The organism is Streptomyces sp. NPDC006372 (assembly GCF_040612515.1).
Lineage (GTDB): Bacteria > Actinomycetota > Actinomycetes > Streptomycetales > Streptomycetaceae > Streptomyces.
On the sequence record NZ_JBEXQJ010000027.1, the window covers coordinates 106,128 to 124,934 of the forward strand.

Annotated in this window: 17 protein-coding genes; 12 read left to right on the forward strand and 5 right to left on the reverse strand. The window is 72.4% G+C overall.

From position 1 onward, the window contains the following. The first annotated feature begins 14 nt into the window (after positions 1-14). Together ABZ016_RS31265 and ABZ016_RS31270 are read left to right on the forward strand one after the other, a co-directional pair. The gene (locus ABZ016_RS31265) at positions 15-1,532 is read left to right on the forward strand and encodes a 3-hydroxyacyl-CoA dehydrogenase (RefSeq protein WP_356920047.1); all 1,518 of its coding nucleotides are present in this window, start codon (positions 15-17) and stop codon (positions 1,530-1,532) included. Beyond that, the gene (locus tag ABZ016_RS31270; protein ID WP_356920048.1) at positions 1,529-2,119 is read left to right on the forward strand and encodes a TetR/AcrR family transcriptional regulator; all 591 of its coding nucleotides are present in this window, start codon (positions 1,529-1,531) and stop codon (positions 2,117-2,119) included. The genes ABZ016_RS31265 and ABZ016_RS31270 overlap by 4 nt, the downstream gene beginning before the upstream one ends. A 2-nt stretch (positions 2,120-2,121) precedes the next feature. On the opposite strand, the gene ABZ016_RS31275 is transcribed toward ABZ016_RS31270, so the two are convergent. Further along, on the reverse strand, positions 2,122-2,619 hold the full coding sequence (locus tag ABZ016_RS31275) for an Lrp/AsnC family transcriptional regulator (protein ID WP_356920068.1): 498 nt from the start codon (positions 2,617-2,619) through the stop codon (positions 2,122-2,124). A 190-nt stretch (positions 2,620-2,809) separates the two neighbouring features. On the opposite strand from ABZ016_RS31275, the gene pdhA reads away from it, so the two are divergent. The 6 genes from pdhA (at position 2,810) to ABZ016_RS31305 (ending at position 9,938) form a co-directional block, all read left to right on the forward strand. Further along, complete coding sequence (gene pdhA, locus ABZ016_RS31280; RefSeq protein ID WP_356920049.1) at positions 2,810-3,952, forward strand: pyruvate dehydrogenase (acetyl-transferring) E1 component subunit alpha; 1,143 nt, start codon at positions 2,810-2,812, stop codon at positions 3,950-3,952. Next, on the forward strand, positions 3,949-4,953 hold the full coding sequence (locus tag ABZ016_RS31285) for an alpha-ketoacid dehydrogenase subunit beta (RefSeq protein ID WP_356920050.1): 1,005 nt from the start codon (positions 3,949-3,951) through the stop codon (positions 4,951-4,953). The genes pdhA and ABZ016_RS31285 overlap by 4 nt, the downstream gene beginning before the upstream one ends. Continuing rightward, positions 4,953-6,344: a dihydrolipoamide acetyltransferase family protein gene (locus ABZ016_RS31290; RefSeq protein ID WP_356920051.1), complete on the forward strand. Its 1,392-nt coding sequence runs from the start codon at positions 4,953-4,955 to the stop codon at positions 6,342-6,344. The genes ABZ016_RS31285 and ABZ016_RS31290 overlap by 1 nt, the downstream gene beginning before the upstream one ends. Before the next feature lie 149 nt (positions 6,345-6,493). Beyond that, positions 6,494-7,462: an NTP transferase domain-containing protein gene (locus ABZ016_RS31295; RefSeq protein WP_356920069.1), complete on the forward strand. Its 969-nt coding sequence runs from the start codon at positions 6,494-6,496 to the stop codon at positions 7,460-7,462. Then, the gene (locus tag ABZ016_RS31300; protein ID WP_356920052.1) at positions 7,459-8,844 is read left to right on the forward strand and encodes a molybdopterin molybdotransferase MoeA; all 1,386 of its coding nucleotides are present in this window, start codon (positions 7,459-7,461) and stop codon (positions 8,842-8,844) included. The genes ABZ016_RS31295 and ABZ016_RS31300 overlap by 4 nt, the downstream gene beginning before the upstream one ends. Next, positions 8,841-9,938, forward strand: a complete 1,098-nt coding sequence (locus ABZ016_RS31305) for a potassium channel family protein (protein ID WP_356920053.1) — start codon at positions 8,841-8,843, stop codon at positions 9,936-9,938. Before ABZ016_RS31300 ends, ABZ016_RS31305 begins: the two co-directional genes overlap by 4 nt. A gap of 99 nt (positions 9,939-10,037) precedes the next feature. On the opposite strand, the gene ABZ016_RS31310 is transcribed toward ABZ016_RS31305, so the two are convergent. Together ABZ016_RS31310 and ABZ016_RS31315 are read right to left on the reverse strand one after the other, a co-directional pair. Further along, positions 10,038-10,886: an ABC transporter permease gene (locus ABZ016_RS31310; protein WP_356920054.1), complete on the reverse strand. Its 849-nt coding sequence runs from the start codon at positions 10,884-10,886 to the stop codon at positions 10,038-10,040. Beyond that, entirely contained in the window at positions 10,883-11,935 is a 1,053-nt protein-coding gene (locus ABZ016_RS31315; protein WP_356920055.1) for an ATP-binding cassette domain-containing protein, read from the reverse strand. The genes ABZ016_RS31310 and ABZ016_RS31315 overlap by 4 nt, the downstream gene beginning before the upstream one ends. Positions 11,936-12,105: 170 nt before the next feature. On the opposite strand from ABZ016_RS31315, the gene ABZ016_RS31320 reads away from it, so the two are divergent. Then, complete coding sequence (locus ABZ016_RS31320; RefSeq protein ID WP_356920056.1) at positions 12,106-13,095, forward strand: NAD(P)H-quinone oxidoreductase; 990 nt, start codon at positions 12,106-12,108, stop codon at positions 13,093-13,095. Positions 13,096-13,114: 19 nt separating this feature from the next. Here the strand turns inward: ABZ016_RS31320 and ABZ016_RS31325 are convergent, their stop codons facing one another. Then, on the reverse strand, positions 13,115-13,684 hold the full coding sequence (locus tag ABZ016_RS31325) for a hypothetical protein (RefSeq protein WP_356920057.1): 570 nt from the start codon (positions 13,682-13,684) through the stop codon (positions 13,115-13,117). Positions 13,685-13,822: 138 nt separating this feature from the next. On the opposite strand from ABZ016_RS31325, the gene ABZ016_RS31330 reads away from it, so the two are divergent. Further along, a complete protein-coding gene (locus tag ABZ016_RS31330; protein WP_356920058.1) occupies positions 13,823-14,392 on the forward strand; it encodes a PadR family transcriptional regulator in 570 nt (189 codons plus the stop codon). A gap of 85 nt (positions 14,393-14,477) precedes the next feature. Then, on the forward strand, positions 14,478-15,020 hold the full coding sequence (locus ABZ016_RS31335; protein WP_356920059.1) for a bacterial proteasome activator family protein: 543 nt from the start codon (positions 14,478-14,480) through the stop codon (positions 15,018-15,020). Positions 15,021-15,145: 125 nt separating this feature from the next. On the opposite strand, the gene ABZ016_RS31340 is transcribed toward ABZ016_RS31335, so the two are convergent. Continuing rightward, positions 15,146-16,789, reverse strand: a complete 1,644-nt coding sequence (locus tag ABZ016_RS31340) for a protein kinase (RefSeq protein ID WP_356920060.1) — start codon at positions 16,787-16,789, stop codon at positions 15,146-15,148. Between the two features lie 347 nt (positions 16,790-17,136). On the opposite strand from ABZ016_RS31340, the gene ABZ016_RS31345 reads away from it, so the two are divergent. Beyond that, the gene (locus ABZ016_RS31345; RefSeq protein WP_356920061.1) at positions 17,137-18,726 is read left to right on the forward strand and encodes a protein kinase; all 1,590 of its coding nucleotides are present in this window, start codon (positions 17,137-17,139) and stop codon (positions 18,724-18,726) included. The last annotated feature ends 81 nt before the right edge of the window (positions 18,727-18,807 follow it).

The following is an 18,807-nucleotide window of genomic DNA, read 5'->3' on the forward strand; positions in this document are numbered from 1 at the left end:
GGAGGATCGCGCACATGACAGCACTCGACCTCAGCAGCCCCGTGGCCGTCGTCGGCACCGGCACCATGGGCCAGGGCATCGCCCAGGTCGCGCTGGTCGCGGGCCATCCCGTACGGCTGTACGACACCGTCCCCGGGCGGGCCCGGGAGGCCGCCGACGCGATCGGGGCCCGCCTCGACCGGCTCGTCGAGAAGGAGCGGCTCACCGGCGCCGACCGGGACGCCGCCCGCGCCCGGCTGCTGCCCGCCGAGACCCTCGCCGAGCTCGCCGACTGCGCCCTGGTCGTCGAGGCGGTTGTGGAGCGGCTGGACGTCAAGCAGGAGCTGTTCCGCGAGCTGGAGGGCGTCGTCGACGGCGACTGCCTGCTCGCCACCAACACCTCCTCCCTCTCCGTCACCGCCATCGGCGGCGCGCTGCGCACCCCCGGCCGCTTCGTCGGCCTGCACTTCTTCAACCCGGCGCCGCTGCTGCCGCTGGTCGAGGTCGTCTCCGGGTTCGCCACCGACGTCACGTCGGCCACCCGCGCGTACGAGACCGCCCGCGCCTGGGGCAAGACGCCGGTCGCCTGCGCGGACACCCCCGGCTTCATCGTGAACCGCATCGCCCGGCCCTTCTACGCCGAGGCCTTCGCGGTGTACGAGGCCCAGGGCGCCGACCCGGCCACCATCGACGCCGTGCTGCGCGAGTCCGGCGGCTTCCGGATGGGCGCCTTCGAGCTGACCGACCTGATCGGCCAGGACGTCAACGAGTCCGTCACGCGGTCGGTCTGGCAGTCCTTCTTCCAGGACGTGCGCTTCACCCCGTCCCTCGCCCAGCGGCGCCTGGTCGAGTCGGGCCGCCTCGGCCGCAAGACCGGCCACGGCTGGTACGACCACCAGGACGGCGCCGAGCGCCCGGAGCCGGACACCGCCGAGAAGCGGCAGCCGCCCGCGTACGTCGTCGCCGAGGGCGACCTGGGGCCGGCCTCCGACCTGCTCGCGCTGATCCGCGAGGCCGGCATCCCGGTCCGCGACGAGGACGAGGACAACGGCACCCGCCTGGTGCTGCCCAGCGGCGGCCAGCTCGTCCTCACCGACGGGCAGACCTCCGTGGAGTTCCGGGAAGTCGTCTACTTCGACCTCGCCCTCGACTACCGCAAGGCCGGCCGGATCGCCCTGTCCGCCTCCCAGGACACCTCCCCGCAGACCCTCGCCGAGGCCACCGGCCTCTTCCAGGCGCTCGGCAAGGACGTCAGCGTCATCGGCGACGTCCCCGGCATGATCGTCGCCCGCACGGTCGCGCGGATCATCGATCTGGCGCACGACGCCGTCGCCAAGGGCGTGGCCACCGAGGAGGACATCGACACCGCGATGCGCCTTGGTGTCAACTACCCCCTGGGCCCGTTCGAGTGGAGCCGCCGGCTCGGCCGCTACTGGGCCTACGCGCTCCTGGACGACCTGCACGTGCGCGACCCCTCGGGCCGCTACGCGCCGTCCCTCGCGCTGTACCGCCACGCCCACGCCTCCGACAAGCGGGAGGGCACCGCCTCATGACCACCGCCAAGCGCGACACCTACACCCCGGACACGCTGCTGTCCGTCGCCGTCCAGGTGTTCAACGAGCGCGGCTACGACGGCACCTCCATGGAGCACCTCTCCAAGGCCGCCGGCATCTCCAAGTCGTCGATCTACCACCACGTCGTCGGCAAGGAGGAGCTGCTGCGCCGGGCCGTGAGCCGGGCCCTGGACGGCCTCTTCGGGATCCTCGAGGAGGAGCAGGCGCGCGTGGGGAGCGCCGCCGAGCGCCTGGAGTACGTCGTGCGGCGCATGGTCGAGGTGCTCATAGCCGAGCTGCCCTACGTGACCCTCCTGCTGCGCGTGCGCGGCAACACCGACACCGAGCGGTGGGCCCTGGAGCGGCGCCGCGACTTCGACCACCGGGTGGCCGATCTGCTGAAGGCGGCGACCACGGACGGCGACGTGCGCGGCGACATCGAGGGGCGGCTGGTGACCCGGCTGGTCTTCGGGATGATCAACTCGATCGTGGAGTGGTACCGGCCGGACGGGCGCGGCATGAGCGAACGCGAGGTGGCCGACGCGGTGGTGCAGCTGGCGTTCGGGGGGCTCCGCCAGGGGGCCTGAACTCAGCTCTGCGGCTCCAGGTCCTCCTCCTCGAAGACCAGCAGCGTGCGCGTGCTGAGGACCTGCGGGATCGCCTGGAGCCGGGTGAGCACCAGCTCCCGCAGCGCCCGGTTGTCGGAGACGTGCACCAGCAGCAGCACGTCGAAGTCGCCGCCCACCAGGGCGATGTGAGAGGCCCCGGGCAGCTGTCTGAGCTCCTCGCGCACCGTGCGCCAGGAGTTCTGCACGATCTTCAGGGTGATGTAGGCGGACGTCCCCTGACCTGCCCGTTCGTGATCGACCCGGGCGCCGAAGCCGCGGATGACCCCGTCCTCGACGAGCCGGTTGATCCGGGCGTAGGCGTTGGCGCGCGAGACGTGGACCCGCTCGGCGACCGAGCGTATCGAGGCGCGGCCGTCCGCCTGGAGCATGCGCAGGATGTCCTCGTCGATGGCGTCCAGCGGACGCGGCGGCGGCAGCACACCGTGATCGTCCTGGCTCGTGGCCGTGTTCTCGGCCATTTGTTCAGATGCCACCCGCACCACCCTCCCTGCCATGGACGTACTGCGTCCATCTCAGGCTGTGGAGAACCGTTTGTCCACAGCCTGAGGCCACCCGTAGCCAAAATGTGCCGACGACCGAACAATCGGTAGGTGAGGCGGGTCACAGCCGACACGCCTTCCGTAGCCGCTCCCACGAGGAGGTGCCGTCATGACGGTCATGGAGCAGCGGGGCGCGTACCGGCCGACCCCGCCGCCCGCCTGGCAGCCCCGCATGGACCCCGCGCCGCTGCTGCCCGACGCGGAGCCGTACCGCGTCCTCGGCACCGAGACGGCCGCGAAGGCCGACCCGGAGCTGCTGCGGACGCTGTACGCGCAGCTGGTCCGCGGCCGCCGCTACAACGCGCAGGCCACCGCCCTCACCAAGCAGGGCCGCCTCGCCGTCTACCCCTCCAGCACCGGCCAGGAGGCGTGCGAGGTCGCCGCCGCACTGGTCCTTCAGGAGCGCGACTGGCTCTTCCCGAGCTACCGCGACACGCTCGCCGTCGTGGCCCGCGGAGTGGACCCCGTCGAGGCGCTCACCCTGCTGCGCGGCGACTGGCACACCGGCTACGACCCCCACGAGCACCGGGTCGCCCCGCTGTGCACCCCGCTCGCCACCCAGCTGCCGCACGCCGTGGGCCTCGCGCACGCCGCCCGCCTCAAGGGCGACGACGTGGTCGCGCTGGCCATGGTCGGCGACGGCGGCACCAGCGAGGGCGACTTCCACGAGGCGCTGAACTTCGCCGCCGTCTGGCAGGCCCCGGTCGTCTTCCTGGTGCAGAACAACGGCTTCGCGATCTCCGTCCCGCTCGCCAAGCAGACCGCGGCCCCGTCGCTGGCCCACAAGGCCGTCGGCTACGGCATGCCCGGCCGCCTGGTCGACGGCAACGACGCCGTCGCCGTGCACGAGGTGCTGAGCGACGCCGTGCGCCACGCCCGAGCGGGCGGCGGCCCCACCCTGGTCGAGGCGATCACCTACCGCGTCGAGGCCCACACCAACGCCGACGACGCCACCCGCTACCGGGGCGACGCCGAGGTCGAGACCTGGCGCGAGCACGACCCGATCCAGCTCCTGGAGCGGGAGCTCACCGGGCGCGGCCTGCTCGACGAGGCCGGCAAGCAGGCCGCGCGGGACGCCGCCGAGACGATGGCCGCCTCCTTGCGCGAGCACATGAACCAGGACCCGGCACTCGACCCCATGGACCTGTTCACCCACGTCTACGCCGAGCCCACCCCCCAGCTGCGCGAGCAGCGGGAGCAGCTGCGGGCGGAGCTGGAGGCCGAGGCCGATCCGGAGGGGACGCACCGATGACCACCGTCGCCGTCAAGCCGGCCACCATGGCGCAGGCCCTCACGCGCGCGATGCGCGACGCGATGGCCGCCGACCCCGCCGTGCACGTCATGGGCGAGGACGTCGGCACCCTCGGCGGCGTCTTCCGCGTCACCGACGGACTCGCCAAGGAGTTCGGCGAGGACCGCTGCACCGACACCCCCCTCGCCGAGGCGGGCATCCTCGGCACGGCCGTCGGCATGGCCATGTACGGCCTGCGCCCGGTCGTGGAGATGCAGTTCGACGCGTTCGCCTACCCGGCGTTCGAGCAGCTGATCTCGCACGTCGCGCGGATGCGCAACCGCACCCGCGGCAAGATGCCCCTGCCGATCACCATCCGCGTCCCCTACGGCGGCGGCATCGGCGGCGTCGAGCACCACAGTGACTCCTCCGAGGCGTACTACACGGCGACTCCGGGGCTCCATGTCGTCACCCCGGCCACCGTCGCCGACGCCTACGGACTGCTGCGCGCTTCCATCGCCTCCGACGACCCGGTCGTCTTCCTGGAGCCCAAGCGGCTGTACTGGTCGAAGGACTCCTGGAACCCGCAGGAGCCGACGCCCGTTGAACCGATAGGCCGCGCGGTGGTGCGGCGCTCGGGCCGGAGCGCCACGCTCATCACGTACGGGCCGTCCGTACCCGTCTGCATGGAGGCGGCCGAGGCGGCCCGGGCCGAGGGCTGGGACCTCGAAGTCGTCGATCTGCGCTCCCTGGTGCCGTTCGACGACGAGACGGTGTGCGCCTCGGTGCGGCGGACGGGACGCGCGGTCGTGGTCCACGAGTCGGGATCCTTCGGGGGCCCGGGCGGGGAGATCGCGGCCCGGGTCACGGAGCGCTGCTTCCACCACCTGGAGGCGCCGGTGCTGCGTGTGGCCGGGTTCGACGTCCCGTATCCGCCGCCGATGCTGGAGCGCCACCACCTGCCCGGTGTGGACCGGATCCTGGACGCCGTGGGGCGCCTGCAGTGGGAGGCCGAGAGCTGATGGCACAGGTGCTGGAGTTCAAGCTGCCCGACCTCGGGGAGGGGCTCACCGAGGCGGAGATCGTGCGCTGGCTGGTCGAGATCGGCGACGTGGTCGCGGTCGACCAGCCCGTCGTCGAGGTCGAGACGGCCAAGGCGATGGTCGAGGTGCCCTGCCCCTACGGCGGTGTGGTCACGGCCCGCTTCGGCGAGGAGGGCACGGAACTGCCCGTCGGGGCGCCGCTGATCACCGTGGCGGTGGGGGAGCGGATGCCCGCCGACAGCACCGCGGCAGCCGACACCGAGGGCTCGGGCAACGTCCTGGTCGGCTACGGCACGTCAGAGGCACCGGCGCGCCGACGCCGCGTACGGCAGGACCGGCCGGTGTCCGACGGGGGTGGTACGCCTGACGACGTGGCCGCGGGCGGTCGCGCCGCTGGGGCGGCACCGGTGGGCGCGGCGGCACCTGCCGACGGCAGTGCCCCCACGGGGGTGGTCGACGGGCAGACCGGTGGCGCCGAGACCGAGGACGGCCCCATCCCCGTGATCTCGCCCCTGGTCCGCAGGCTGGCCCGGCAGAACGGCCTGGACCTGCGGGAGCTGACCGGCTCCGGGCCGGACGGGCTGATCCTGCGGGCGGACGTGGAGTACGCCCTGCGCGCGGCTGCCCAGCCCGCCGCGACAGCGGCCCCCGCACCGCAGCCCGCCGCGGCAGCGGCCCCCGGCGAGATCCGCACTCCGCTCAAGGGCATCCGGGGCGCGGTCGCCGACAAGCTGGCGCGCAGTCGCCGCGAGATCCCGGACGCGACGTGCTGGGTGGACGCCGACGCCACGGAGTTCATGCGGGCGCGCACCGCCATGAACGCGGCCGGCGCACCGAAGATCTCCGTCCTGGCCCTGCTGGCCCGGATCTGCACCGCGGCCCTCGCACGCTTCCCCGAGCTCAACTCCACCGTCGACGCGGAGGCCAGGGAGGTCGTCCGGTTCGACCAGGTGCACCTGGGCTTCGCCGCGCAGACCGACCGGGGGCTCGTCGTCCCGGTCGTACGGGACGCGCACGCGCGTGACGCCGAGTCGCTCACCGCCGAGTTCGCCCGGCTGACCGAGGCGGGCCGGGCCGGGAGGCTGACACCCGCGGACCTCACCGGCGGGACCTTCACGCTGAACAACTACGGCGTCTTCGGCGTCGACGGCTCCACCCCGATCATCAACCACCCCGAGGCGGCCATGCTCGGCGTCGGCCGCATCGTCCCCAAGCCCTGGGTGCACGAGGGCGAGCTGGCGGTGCGGCAGGTCGTGCAGCTCTCGCTCACCTTCGACCACCGGGTGTGCGACGGCGGCACGGCCGGCGGCTTCCTGCGGTACGTCGCGGACTGCGTGGAACAGCCGGCGGTGCTGCTGCGGACGCTGTGATTCCTGTTCCTCGCATGAGCTGGTGCTCGTGATCGGGCCGGTTCCCCCGCGTTCCGTGTGATCGCGGGGGCACGCATACTCGGGGGGTGACCGCCAACGAGCCGCCCGGTGAACCCGGCACCGCCGGGCAAGACCCCGCCGGGCATGCCATCACCGGGCATGACACAGCCGGGTACGACGCCGTCGTGCCGGCCGGAGGTGGCGCGCGCCGACTGGGCGGCGCCGACAAACCCGGTGTGCGCGTAGGCGGCCGGGCCCTGCTCGACCGCGTACTCGCCGCCTGCGCCGGAGCCCGCACCACCGTCGTCGTCGCCGCGCCCCGCCCGACCGCCCGGCCGGTGACCTGGGCCCGCGAGGACCCACCCGGCGGCGGACCGCTCGCCGCGCTCGACGCCGGGCTCCGGGACACCACGGCGGAACACGTCGTGGTGCTCTCCGCCGACCTGCCGTTCCTTCAGGAGCGCACCGTCGACCGGCTGCTGAGCACCCTGCGCACGAGCGGGGCCGACGGCGTGCTGCTGACCGACCCCGACGGCCGTGACCAGCCGCTCGTGGCCGCGTACCGCGCGCCCCGGCTGCACGAGGTGCTCGCCCTCCTCGCCGACCGGCACGACGGGCTCGCCGGTCTTCCTCTGCGGCGCCTCGTCGCCGAGCTGAGCCTCACCCGCATCTCCGACCCGGTCGCGTCCTTCGACTGCGACACCTGGGACGACATCGCCACCGCCAGGGCACGTATCAGGGAGCATGGGCACGTGTTGGATGAATGGATTTCCGCCGCCAAGGACGAACTCGGGATCGACCTGGACGTCGACACCGGTGTCCTGCTCGACCTCGCCCGAGATGCCGCCCACGGGGTGGCCAGGCCCGCGGCACCGCTGACCACCTTCCTCGTCGGCTATGCCGCGGCGCGTGCCGGTGGCGGCCCCGAGGCGGTCGCCGAGGCCGCCCGCAAGGCCGCGGCCCTCGCCGCCCGCTGGGCGGCGGAGAGCACCTCCGACGCCCGGTCCTCCGGTGCCGCGGCCTCCGGTACTCAGTCCTCCGATGCTCGGTCCTCCGGTGCCCCGGCCGACGTCGCCCCGGACGCGACCCCGGACACCCGCCCGGACGCCGCCGGATGACCGCGCACGGTACCCGGACCGGTGAGGACGCCGAGGACCTCGACGTCGAGGAGGTGCTCGCCCTCGTGAACGACAGCAACGGCCACCACCGGCCCACCCCCGCCCCACGAGCCGAGACGGACGACGGCCGCACCCCCGGCCACCCGGGCACCTCTCCCCGGCCCGACCGTCACCGCGCCACCCCCTGGCCGGAGGCCCGCGCCGTCGCCGAACGCGCCGGCCGCAACGCCGCCCGGGCCGCTCGACGCGCCCCCGTCTCCGTGCCCCTCGAAGCCGCCCTCGGCCTCACCCTCGCCACCCCCCTCGACGCCCTCACCGACCTCCCCTCCTTCGACACCTCCGCGATGGACGGCTGGGCGGTCGCGGGCCCCGCCCCCTGGGACGTACGGGACGACGGAGTCCTGGCCGGCCACGCCTCGCCCACGCCGCTGTCCGACGGCGAGGCCGTCCAGATCGCCACCGGCGCCCGCATCCCCCCGGACACCACCGCCGTCCTGCGCAGCGAGCACGGCCGTACCGACGACAAGGGCCGCCTGTACGCGACCCGGGAGGTCGCCCCCGGCCAGGACATCCGCCCGCGCGGCCAGGAGTGCCGCAGCGGCGACCAGCTGCTGCCCGTCGGCACGCTCGTCACCCCGGCCGTACTGGGGCTCGCCGCGGCCGCCGGATACGACGCGGTCGACGCCGTCCCGCGCCCTCGCGCCGAAGTGCTGGTCCTCGGGGACGAGTTGCTCACCGAGGGGCTGCCGCACGACGGTCTGATCCGGGACGCGCTCGGCCCGATGCTGGCGCCCTGGCTGCGGGCGCTCGGCGCCGAGGTCGTCGCCGTACGCCGCGTCCGCGACGACGCCGACGTCCTGCACCGGGCGATCACCACGTCCGACGCCGATGTCCTCGTCACCACCGGCGGCACCGCCGCCGGTCCCGTCGACCACGTCCACCCCACCCTGCGCCGCATCGGCGCCGAACTCCTCGTCGACGGCGTCAAGGTGCGCCCGGGCCACCCCATGCTGCTGGCGCGCATCAAGGAGACCCAGCATCTCGTCGGCCTGCCGGGCAACCCGCTCGCCGCCGTCTCCGGGCTGCTGACACTCGCCGAGCCGCTGCTGCGGACCCTCGCGGCCCGCCAGGCCCCGGAGTCGTACACCCTGCCGCTCAGGGACGCCGTTCAGGGACACCCGCACGACACCCGGCTCGTCCCCGTCGTCCTGCGCGGCGACCATGCCGTGCCGCTGCACTACAACGGCCCGGCCATGCTGCGCGGTATCGCGGCGGCCGACGCGCTGGCCGTCGTACCGCCGGGCGGTGCCCGTGCGGGGCAGGAGGAGGAACTGCTCGACCTGCCCTGGGCGTCCGGCGGGATCGGGGTGTGTTTCACGTGAAACTTCCGGGCCAGGACACCATCGCCCGGCAGGCGGACGAGCATCTGGTGACCCATCGGGTGAAACTCCCGAGGAAAGTGGTGGAGCACCCGTTCCGCCAGGTCGCCAAGCGGCTCTCCATCGCGCTGCTGGTGCTCGTCGTGACCGCTGTGATCGTCTACGCCGACCGGGACGGCTACAACGACAACGCGGGCGGCGGCGTCGACCTCCTCGACGCCTTCTACTACGCGACCGTCACCCTCTCCACCACCGGTTACGGTGACATCGCCCCGGCCAGCGACGCCGCCCGGCTCACCAACATCCTCGTCATCACGCCCCTGCGCGTGCTGTTCCTGATCATCCTGGTCGGCACCACTCTCGAGGCCCTCACCGAACGTACCCGGGAGGAGTGGCGGCTGACCCGCTGGAGGTCCACGTTGCGCGATCACACCGTCGTCGTCGGTTTTGGCACGAAGGGCAGGTCGGCGATCCGGACCGTCTGCGCGACGGGCCTGAAGAAGGAACAGGTCGTCGTGGTCGACCCGAGTTCCAAGGTGATCGACGCCGCGGCCGCCGAGGGCTACGCGGGCATCGTCGGGGACGCGACGCGCAGCGAGGTGCTCAAGCGGGCCGAGGTGCACAAGGCGCGCCAGATCATCATCGCGACCCAGCGCGACGACACGGCGGTCCTGGTGACGCTGACGGCCCGGCAGCTCAACCGCGGGGCGAAGATCGTGGCCGCGGTGCGGGAGGAGGAGAACGCACCGCTGCTCAAGCAGTCCGGCGCCGACGCGGTCATCACCAGCGCCAGCGCCGCCGGCCGTCTGCTCGGCCTCTCCGTGCTCAGCCCCTCGGCCGGCATGGTGATGGAGGACCTCATCCAGCAGGGCAGCGGGCTCGACCTCGTCGAACGGCCGGTGGTGAAGGGCGAGGTGGGCAAGACCCCGCGTGAGGTCGCCGACCTGGTGGTCAGCGTCATACGCGGGCACCGTGTGCTCGGGTACGACGATCCGGCCATCGGGAGGCTGGAGCTGGCCGACCGGCTCATCACCATCGTGCGGAAGACCCCGGGCGCCCAGGTCACACCCGACATCCGCCCGATGCCCCGCAGCTGAACGGCCGGACGACGAACCGGCCGGCCGCCACACGCGACGGCCGGTCGCCACGCGTGCGCGACGGCCGGCCCGGCGTCTGCCCATGTCCGGTTGTTCTGCCTACTTCCGGTTGTACAGCCGCATCGTCACCGGCCCGAAGACCAGCACGAACAGCCCGGCCCAGCCCAGCGACCAGGCGACCTCGGCGGCCGGCCAGTCCCCGGCCATCAGCCCCCGCACCGCCGACGCCAGATGCGTGATGGGGCTGTTGTTGACGAAGGCCTGGAGCCAGCCCGGCATGGTCTTCGGGTCGACGAAGACGTTGGACAGGAAGGTGAGCGGGAAGATCACCATCATGCTGACGCCCATCACCGACTTCTCGGTGCGCAGCATCAGGCCGAACATCGTCCAGATCCACGAGAAGGCGAACGAGAACAGCACCAGCAGCGCGATCCCGGCGAGCACCCCGACGACCCCGCCGTCCGGCCGGTAGCCCAGGACGACGCCGACGGTGAGCATCACGACCGAGGCGATCGTGTACCGCAGGGCGTCGCCGAGCAGATAGCCGACCATCGTCGACGGCCGCCAGATCGGCAGACTGCGGAACCGGTCGAAGACGCCCTTCTCGATGTCCGTGTTGACCGAGACACCCGTGTACATCGTGATCATCACGACCGACATCACGAGGATGCCCGGCAGCAGGAACTGGATGTACTCCTCCGGCGAGCCGGCCAGCGCCCCGCCGAACAGGTACGTGTACATCAGCACCATCATGATCGGGAACGCCGTGACGTCGAAGAGCTGCTCCGGCACGTGCTTGATCTTGAGAATGGCCCGCCAGCCGAAGGTCATCGAGGCCGACCAGGCGCTGGGCCGCGACGGCCGCTCCTTGGCGATGAGCAGCGCGGCGAGGGACTCGGCGCTGACCGGGGCGAGTTCCTTGCTCTCGGTGGTCGTCGCGGTGCTCATGCCGCCACCTCGTCCTTCGGATCGTGGGACTGCTCGGAGTCGTCGGGGCGGCCGGAGCTGTCGGAGCGGCCGGAGTCGTGCGTGTCGTGGCCGGTGAGGGCGAGGAAGACCTCGTCCAGGCTGGGCTGGCCCAGAGAGAAGTTGTCGACGGTGATGCCGGCCCGGGCCAGCTCGTTCAGCGCGCGGGCGGCCTGCTGGGCGGCGCTGTCGTCGCTCGCCGCCGTACCGAGGCGGGCGGTCAGGGCGACCGGGTCGGGTTCCGGCTGCACCTGCGCGTCGAGGGCCCGGCGCAGCAGGTCGGTCGCGAGGTCCCGCTGGTCCGGATCTCGCAGCCGCAGATGGACGGATCCGGCGCCCACGGACGACTTCAGCTCGCCCTTGGTGCCCTCGGCGATCACGCGGCCGCGGTCGATGACGGCGATCCGGGACGCCAGCTGGTCGGCCTCGTCCAGGTACTGCGTGGTCAGCAGCACGGTGGTGCCCTGGGAGACGACGGCCCGCACGATGTCCCACACCTGGTTGCGGCTGCGCGGGTCCAGACCGGTCGTCGGCTCGTCGAGGAACAGCAGGTCGGGGGTGTTGAGGATGGAAGCGGCGATGTCGATCCGGCGCCGCATGCCGCCCGAGTAGTGCTTGACCTGCTTCCCCGCCGCCTCCGTCAGCCCGAAGGCCTCCAGGAGCTGGGCGGCCCGGTCCCGGGCCGCCCGCTTGTGGTGGCCGAGCAGCCGGCCCAGCAGGACCAGGTTCTCGGTGCCGGTGAGGTCCTCGTCCACCGACGCGTACTGGCCGGTGAGGCTCACCCGGCCGCGCACCTCGTCGGCCTCGCGGACGATGTCGTGGCCGAAGACATGAGCCTCACCGCCGTCCGGCCGCAGGAGCGTGGCGAGCATCTTCACGGTGGTGGTCTTTCCGGCGCCGTTCGGGCCGAGGACGCCGTAGACCGTGCCCGCGGGCACGGACAGGTCCACTCCGTCGACCGCCCTGGTCTCACCGAACGTCTTCACCAGGCCCGCGGTCTCGATCGCCAGGCCGGACGTCTGTGTGGTCATGCTCCGGGTCCTTCCGTGCGCTTGAGCTACGCATGGGGAGACCTTTACTTTCGCGGGAACTCATCGGTCCCGCACAGGGATTTTCGCCAGGACCGGACCAAGGACGCAGGAAGAGCCGTTCCGGAGACGGAGGGGACTCCGTCCGGGGACCGACGGGTAGCGTCCTCGTCATGTATGCGATCACGATTCCCGAACCTGGTGGACCCGAGGCGCTGGTCTGGGACGAGGTCCCGGATCCCGTGCCCGGCGAGGGCGAGGTCCTGGTCGAGGTGACGGCGGGTGCCGTCAACCGGGCCGACATCCTGCAACGGCAGGGCTTCTACGACCCGCCGCCCGGCGGTTCCCCCTACCCCGGCCTGGAGTGCTCCGGGCGGATCGCCGAGACCGGCCCCGGTGTCTCCGGCTGGAGCGTCGGCGACGAGGTGTGCGCCCTGCTCTCCGGCGGCGGCTACGCCGAGAAGGTGGTCGTCCCGGCCGGACAGCTGCTGCCCGTGCCGGAGGGCGTCGGCCTGAAGGAGGCCGCGGCCCTGCCCGAGGTGGCCTGCACCGTCTGGTCGAACGTCTTCATGATCGCCCATCTGCGCCCCGGCGAGACCCTGCTCGTGCACGGCGGCTCCAGCGGCATCGGCACCATGGCCATCCAGCTGGCCAAGGCGGTCGGCGCCCGGGTGGCCGTCACGGCGGGCACCAAGGAGAAGCTGGAGCGGTGCGCCGAACTGGGCGCGGACATCCTGGTCAACTACCGCGAGCAGGACTTCGTCGAAGAGGTCAGGAACGCCACGGACGGCGCCGGTGCCGACGTCATCCTCGACAACATGGGCGCCAAGTACCTGGAGCGCAACGTCAAGGCCCTCGCCGTGAACGGCCGGCTCGCGATCATCGGCATGCAGGGCGGCATCAAGGCCGAGCTGAACATCGGCGCGCTGCTCGCCAAGCGCGCCGCGATCAGCGCGACCTCCCTGCGCGCCCGGCCGCCGGCGGAGAAGGCGGCCATCGTCGCGGCCGTACGCGAACATGTCTGGCCGCTGTTCACCGGCGGCCATCTGCGCCCCGTCGTCGACCGCGAACTCCCGATGCCGGAGGCGTCCGCCGCCCACCGGGTCGTGGAGGAGAGCGGCCACATCGGCAAGGTGCTGCTGATCGCCCCACAGGGCGCCTGACCCCGGCCGCCGCCGGACCCTAGGACCGCCGCAACCGCAGTGCGAAGAAGGCGAGGCCCAGGCCGAGGCCGATCAGTACCAGGCCGCTGCCCAGGGGCAGGATCCGCAGGACCGGACCGACGGGGCGCTCGGCGTGCGCGGCGGCGTCCCGTACCGGCTCCTGCGTCTGCGCGGAGGGCACGGGAACGGTTTCGCGGGGTTCCTCGGGTGCGGCGGTGGCGTCGTCGGCGTCCGCCCCGGCGTCCTCCGGCCGCCCCGGCCGCTGCCGCCCCTCACCGGCCCGGCTCCCGGCCCGCGAGGGCTCCCGCGGGGTGGCCCGGGCGGACGGGGCGTCCCCGGCCCCCGGGCCCGCCCCGGCCTCTTCCCCGAACGCGGCCTCTTCCCCGGACGCTCCTCCGTCGCCGTACTCGGTCTCTTCGCCGTTCGCGGCCCCTGAGCCGTACGCGGCCCCTGAGCCGTACGCGGCCCCTGAGCCGTACGAGAGGACAGCACCGTAGGACGGAACGGATCCGTACGGTGAGACGACCGCGCCCGTCCCCAGGACGACCACCAGTCCCGTCGCCCGCAGCGCGCGTTGCCATGGAGTCACGTCGGTGACCCCTTCCCGCCGTGCCCGGGAGGGCAAGATCGGCAAGTTCGGTCATTTCGAGGCAATCAGCCTCACACCGGTGCACTCGTCCGGCATTCCGGGCTCGGCCGACAGACGGAAAAGCTGCACAATCCGTTTATGTCGATACGACACGGGCTGCTGGCGCTCCTCGCCGCCGGCCCCCTTTACGGCTCCCGCCTGCGCACCGAGTTCCAGACTCGTACCGGCGGCACCTGGCCGCTGAACATCGGGCAGGTCTACACGACACTCGACCGTCTGGAACGGGACGGACTGGTGGCCGAGGAGGGCGCCGACGAGGCGGGCCGGGCGCTGTACGCGCTCACCGAGCAGGGCCGGACCGAACTGCGGGACTGGTACGCGCGGCCCGTCGAACGGGCGAGCCCGCCGCGCGACGAGCTGGCGATCAAGCTGGTGATGGCGGTCGGCGCGGACGGCGTCGACGTACGGGAGGTCGTCGAGTCCCAGCGCCGGCACGTGGCCGAGGCGTTGCACGAACACGTGCGGCAGCGGGCCGAGGCACTGGCCCGCGGGCCCGGCCACCCGGAGGGGATGGCCCGGCTGCTCGTGCTGGAACAGCTCGTCCTGCACACCGAGGCGGAGATCCGCTGGCTGGAACACTGCGAGGTCCGCCTGCTGCGCCTGTCACGCGAGCCGGATTCACCCGTTCGGGAGCAACCCGGCGCCTGAGCAACTCGTCTCCCCGAACACGGTGGATCAGCCTCCCGCGGGGGCACCACGGAGATGAGGTGCAGGCGTGCGAGAGAATGGCGGCATGGAGATGCCGAGGAACGAACGGTCACCGGAGAACCCGCAGATCCTGGTCGTGGGCCAGGACGGCATGGCGCTCGGCGGTGGCGGCGGAGACGAGGACTCCCGCGAGACCCCGGTCACGGAACAGGTGGAGCAGCCCGCCAAGGTCATGCGGATCGGCAGCATGATCAAGCAGCTTCTCGAGGAAGTACGCGTGGCTCCCCTGGACGAGGCCAGCCGGGCCCGGCTCAAGGAGATCCACGCCAGCTCGGTGAAGGAGCTGGAGGACGGTCTGGCGCCCGAGCTGGTCGAGGAGCTGGAGCGGCTCTCCCTGCCCTTCACGGACGAGGTGACCCCCAGCGACGCGGAGCTGCGCATCGCGCAGGCCCAGCTGGTCGGCTGGCTGGAGGGGCTCTTCCACGGGATCCAGACCACGCTGTTCGCCCAGCAGATGGCCGCGCGCGCCCAGCTGGAGCAGATGCGCCGCGCCCTTCCGCCCGGCGCCGGCCACGAGGGCCTCGACGAGCAGCACCCGGGCGGCCGCTCGGGCGGGCCGTATCTGTAGGACGTCCGCTTACGACCCGAGCAGCGTACGAACCGAGTCGCCTACGTACCGAGCGTGTACGTACCGAGCAGAAGGGCCCGGCAGCCGAAGCTGCCGGGCCCTTCCACGCGGATGGCGCAGGCGGGTCAGGACGGCGGGTTGCCCGTCGAGACGCTGAGCTCGATCTGCGGCATGTCCTCCGGATCGACGTCGGTGCCCTTGGAGGGGAACTGCTGCATGACCGTGCCGTCGCCGTAGGTGTTCTCGTCGACCTTGGTGATCTTCGCCTCCCAGCCGGCGGACTGGAGGCAGGCCTTGACCGAGGTGATGTCCTTGAACTTGAAGTCCGGAATCTGGATCTTGTCGGGGTCGTTGTACGACTCCTGCGGTTCCGTGCACTCCTCGGAGTCGATCGTCTTCGACGTGTCCGGCCCCCGGTAACCGGGCTTCTTGGCCGCCGAGGCCGACGCACCCGGACTGCTGCCGCCGCCCTGGTCCTCCTCGCCACCGCCGTTCATCATCAGGGCCGCGATCAGACCGCCGACCGCGACGACGGACACGATGATCGAGCCGATGATCACCGGCTTGTTGCTCCGGCCGCCGCCCGAGGGGGCCGACGCGGTCTGGGGCGTCAGGTTGTACGGCGGCGGGGTCGACGGGCCCGGCTGCTGCGCGTAGCCGGCCGGGGACGGGGTCTGGTAGCCGCCCTGCTGCGGGTAGCCGTAGGCCGGGGACGGCGCCGACGGCGGGGGCGTGCCGTACGGGTTGGGCGGCGGGGTCGGCTGGTACGGCGTCTGGACCTGGCCCGAGGGTGCCGGGGTCGCCTGGTCGACCGGCGGGAACACGGCCGAGCCGACGCCCGCGCCGCTCGGGGTCTGCGCGCCCGGGACGATGCTCGGCGGCGTGGCCTGGAGGGACGCGGCCACGCGCAGGCACTCGTCGCGCATGGCCTCGGAGCTCGGGAAGCGCTCGTTCGGGTTCTTCTTCAGGGCACGGGCGATCAGGGCGTCCACGGCCGGGGGCAGTGCGCGGTTGATCGAGGACGGAACCGGCGGCTCCTCCTGGACGTGTGCGTACGCGATGGCCAGCGGCGAGTCCGCCTCGAACGGCAGCCGCCCGGTGACCAGTTGGAACAGCATGATGCCGACCGAGTACAGGTCGGAGCGGGCGTCCACGCCGCGGCCGAGGGCCTGTTCCGGCGAGAGGTACTGCGGGGTGCCGACGACCATGCCGGTCTGTGTCATCGACGTCACACCGGACTGCATGGCGCGGGCGATGCCGAAGTCCATGACCTTGACCACGCCGCGCTTGGTCATCATCACGTTGCCCGGCTTGATGTCGCGGTGGACCAGGCCCATCTCGTGGCTGATCTCCAGCGCGGCCAGCACGTCCGCGGTGATCTTCAGCGCCTTGTCGGCGGGCATCGCGCCCTGCTGCCGCACGTCCTCGTCGAGCACCGAGCCGAGCGGGCGGCCCTCGACGAACTCCATGACGATGTACGGAGTGGTCATGCCGTCGAGGGTGTCCTCGCCGGTGTCGAAGACCGAGACGATGTTGGTGTGCGTGAGCTTGGCCACGGACTGGGCCTCGCGGCGGAACCGCTCGCGGAAGGCTTGTTCCCGACCGAGATCGGTGTGAAGTGTCTTGATCGCGACCTGCCGGTCGAGCACGCTGTCGTACGCGAGGTGCACCGACGCCATGCCGCCCTGGCCGAGGAGGTCGCGCAGTTGATAGCGGCCACCGGCGAGCGCCCGCCCCGTGTACTGGCCCTGTGCGCCGTCCTGGCTCATGTTCCGTTTTCCCCCGTAGCCCTTGAGGCGCCGCCGACTTGTCGCAGATCCGTCGTTGATCCAAACCGCCATTCCCGGCCAAGTCTGCCCCAGGGCACTGACACGTCAAGCGCGGTGCCCGTTCCGTGACCGTACGCGAAGGAAGCGTCGCGGAAGCGTTACAGGGGACGTACGGCCGGTGCACAGAATTTGCACGACAGTACGGAGTAAAGGTTTCATGGCGCGTCCGTACCGTGCCGGTCCTGGCGCCCGTCTCGGACCGGCGGCTTGCGCCGAGGCTGTAGCGTGGCCGACGGAGACCGTAACAACACCGCGCGCACCGCGGGCAGAAACGACGGCGAGGACTGATGGCACAGCAGCAGCGCGCTCAGGGCCCGTCCGACCCCGAGGCGAGTGGCGGCGGGATGTCGGAGGCGCCGGAGTCCTGGGGTAACGGCGGGTTGGTCGGTGACGGCCGGTACCGGCTGACCCACAGACTCGGCCGGGGTGGCATGGCCGAGGTGTTCGCCGCCGAGGACGTCCGTCTCGGGCGCACCGTCGCCGTCAAGCTGCTCCGTTCCGACCTCGCCGAGGACCCGGTGTCCAAGGCGCGCTTCACGCGCGAGGCCCAGTCGGTCGCCGGCCTCAACCACCACGCGATCGTCGCCGTGTACGACTCCGGCGAGGACGTCGTCGGCGGCCAGTCCGTGCCCTACATCGTCATGGAGCTGGTCGAGGGACGCACCATCCGCGACCTGCTGCTGAACGCGGAGGCGCCCGGTCCCGAGCAGGCGCTGATCATCGTCTCGGGCGTCCTGGAGGCGCTCGCCTATTCGCACCAGCACGGCATCGTGCACCGCGACATCAAGCCGGCCAACGTCATCATCACGCACAACGGCGCCGTGAAGGTGATGGACTTCGGCATCGCCCGCGCCCTGCACGGCGCGCAGTCCACGATGACGCAGACCGGCATGGTCATGGGCACCCCGCAGTACCTGTCCCCGGAGCAGGCGCTCGGCAAGGCCGTCGACCACCGTTCCGACCTGTACGCGACGGGCTGCCTGCTCTACGAACTCCTCTCGCTGCGCCCGCCGTTCACCGGCGAGACGCCGCTGTCGGTGGTCTACCAGCACGTCCAGGACATCCCGACGCCGCCGTCCCAGGCTTCCGACGCCTGCCCGCCGGAGCTGGACGGCCTGGCCATGCGCGCCCTCGCCAAGGAGCCGGACGACCGTTTCCAGACGGCCGAGGAGATGCGCGGGCTGGTCCAGTACGCGCTCCAGATGCTCTACGACCAGGGTGGCCACACCGGCACCTGGAACACCGGCCCGGTCGACATGCACGAGGGCCGGCACACCCCGTCCGGCGGTTTCGCCCAGACGGCCGTGATGGGCCATCCCGGTGACGCCTCCGGCACCGCCCAGATCCCCTCGCCGATCCTGCCCTCCGGCTACGGCGGCGGGGACGACGGCGGCTTCGAGGGCCACGGCAACAAGGGCAGCGGCCGCGGCAAGCTGTGGATCCTCGCGGTGCTCGCGGTGATCGCCGTCGCGGCGGGCGTCGCGCTGGCGCTGCAGAACACCGGCGGGGGCAAGGACGACCCGAGCAAGAAGCAGTCGCCGACCACCTCGCAGACGACCGAGAAGAAGACGCCCAGCGAGACGCCGAGCGACGAGGAGACCGGCGCGCCGACCGACACGTCCACGGACGACAGCACCGGCAGCGGCTCCGGCAACGGCGGCTGGACGCCGTCGTACACCCCGTCCTACACGGCGACGCAGAGCGCTCCCGAGACGCCCACGGGCCAGCCGACCACCCCGGAGCCGACCGGGGAGCCGACCGGGGAGCCGACGGACGAGGAGCCCACGGACCCGGGCACCCCGCCGGACGACACGGGCGGCACCGACGGGGGCCCCACGGCCGGCGTCGTCGGCGGTGCGGGCGGCGGCGAAGGCTGACCCGGCCCCCGCCGATACGACGATCCACGCGCGCGTGGGACCCGGAAGCGGGCCCTGTAAGGAAGAGCACACGTAATAACT

What these genes read in the sequence shown, in the direction of transcription:
- ABZ016_RS31290 (WP_356920051.1), top strand. Translation starts at nt 4,953, where the DNA reads ATGGCACAGGTGCTGGAGTTCAAGCTGCCCGACCTCGGGGAGGGGCTC.
- ABZ016_RS31335 (WP_356920059.1), top strand. Translation starts at nt 14,478, where the DNA reads ATGGAGATGCCGAGGAACGAACGGTCACCGGAGAACCCGCAGATCCTG.
- ABZ016_RS31275 (WP_356920068.1), bottom strand. Translation starts at nt 2,619, where the DNA reads ATGGCCGAGAACACGGCCACGAGCCAGGACGATCACGGTGTGCTGCCG.
- ABZ016_RS31315 (WP_356920055.1), bottom strand. Translation starts at nt 11,935, where the DNA reads ATGACCACACAGACGTCCGGCCTGGCGATCGAGACCGCGGGCCTGGTG.
- ABZ016_RS31300 (WP_356920052.1), top strand. Translation starts at nt 7,459, where the DNA reads ATGACCGCGCACGGTACCCGGACCGGTGAGGACGCCGAGGACCTCGAC.
- ABZ016_RS31320 (WP_356920056.1), top strand. Translation starts at nt 12,106, where the DNA reads ATGTATGCGATCACGATTCCCGAACCTGGTGGACCCGAGGCGCTGGTC.
- ABZ016_RS31265 (WP_356920047.1), top strand. Translation starts at nt 15, where the DNA reads ATGACAGCACTCGACCTCAGCAGCCCCGTGGCCGTCGTCGGCACCGGC.
- ABZ016_RS31270 (WP_356920048.1), top strand. Translation starts at nt 1,529, where the DNA reads ATGACCACCGCCAAGCGCGACACCTACACCCCGGACACGCTGCTGTCC.
- ABZ016_RS31330 (WP_356920058.1), top strand. Translation starts at nt 13,823, where the DNA reads ATGTCGATACGACACGGGCTGCTGGCGCTCCTCGCCGCCGGCCCCCTT.
- pdhA (WP_356920049.1), top strand. Translation starts at nt 2,810, where the DNA reads ATGACGGTCATGGAGCAGCGGGGCGCGTACCGGCCGACCCCGCCGCCC.
- ABZ016_RS31345 (WP_356920061.1), top strand. Translation starts at nt 17,137, where the DNA reads ATGGCACAGCAGCAGCGCGCTCAGGGCCCGTCCGACCCCGAGGCGAGT.
- ABZ016_RS31310 (WP_356920054.1), bottom strand. Translation starts at nt 10,886, where the DNA reads ATGAGCACCGCGACGACCACCGAGAGCAAGGAACTCGCCCCGGTCAGC.
- ABZ016_RS31285 (WP_356920050.1), top strand. Translation starts at nt 3,949, where the DNA reads ATGACCACCGTCGCCGTCAAGCCGGCCACCATGGCGCAGGCCCTCACG.
- ABZ016_RS31340 (WP_356920060.1), bottom strand. Translation starts at nt 16,789, where the DNA reads ATGAGCCAGGACGGCGCACAGGGCCAGTACACGGGGCGGGCGCTCGCC.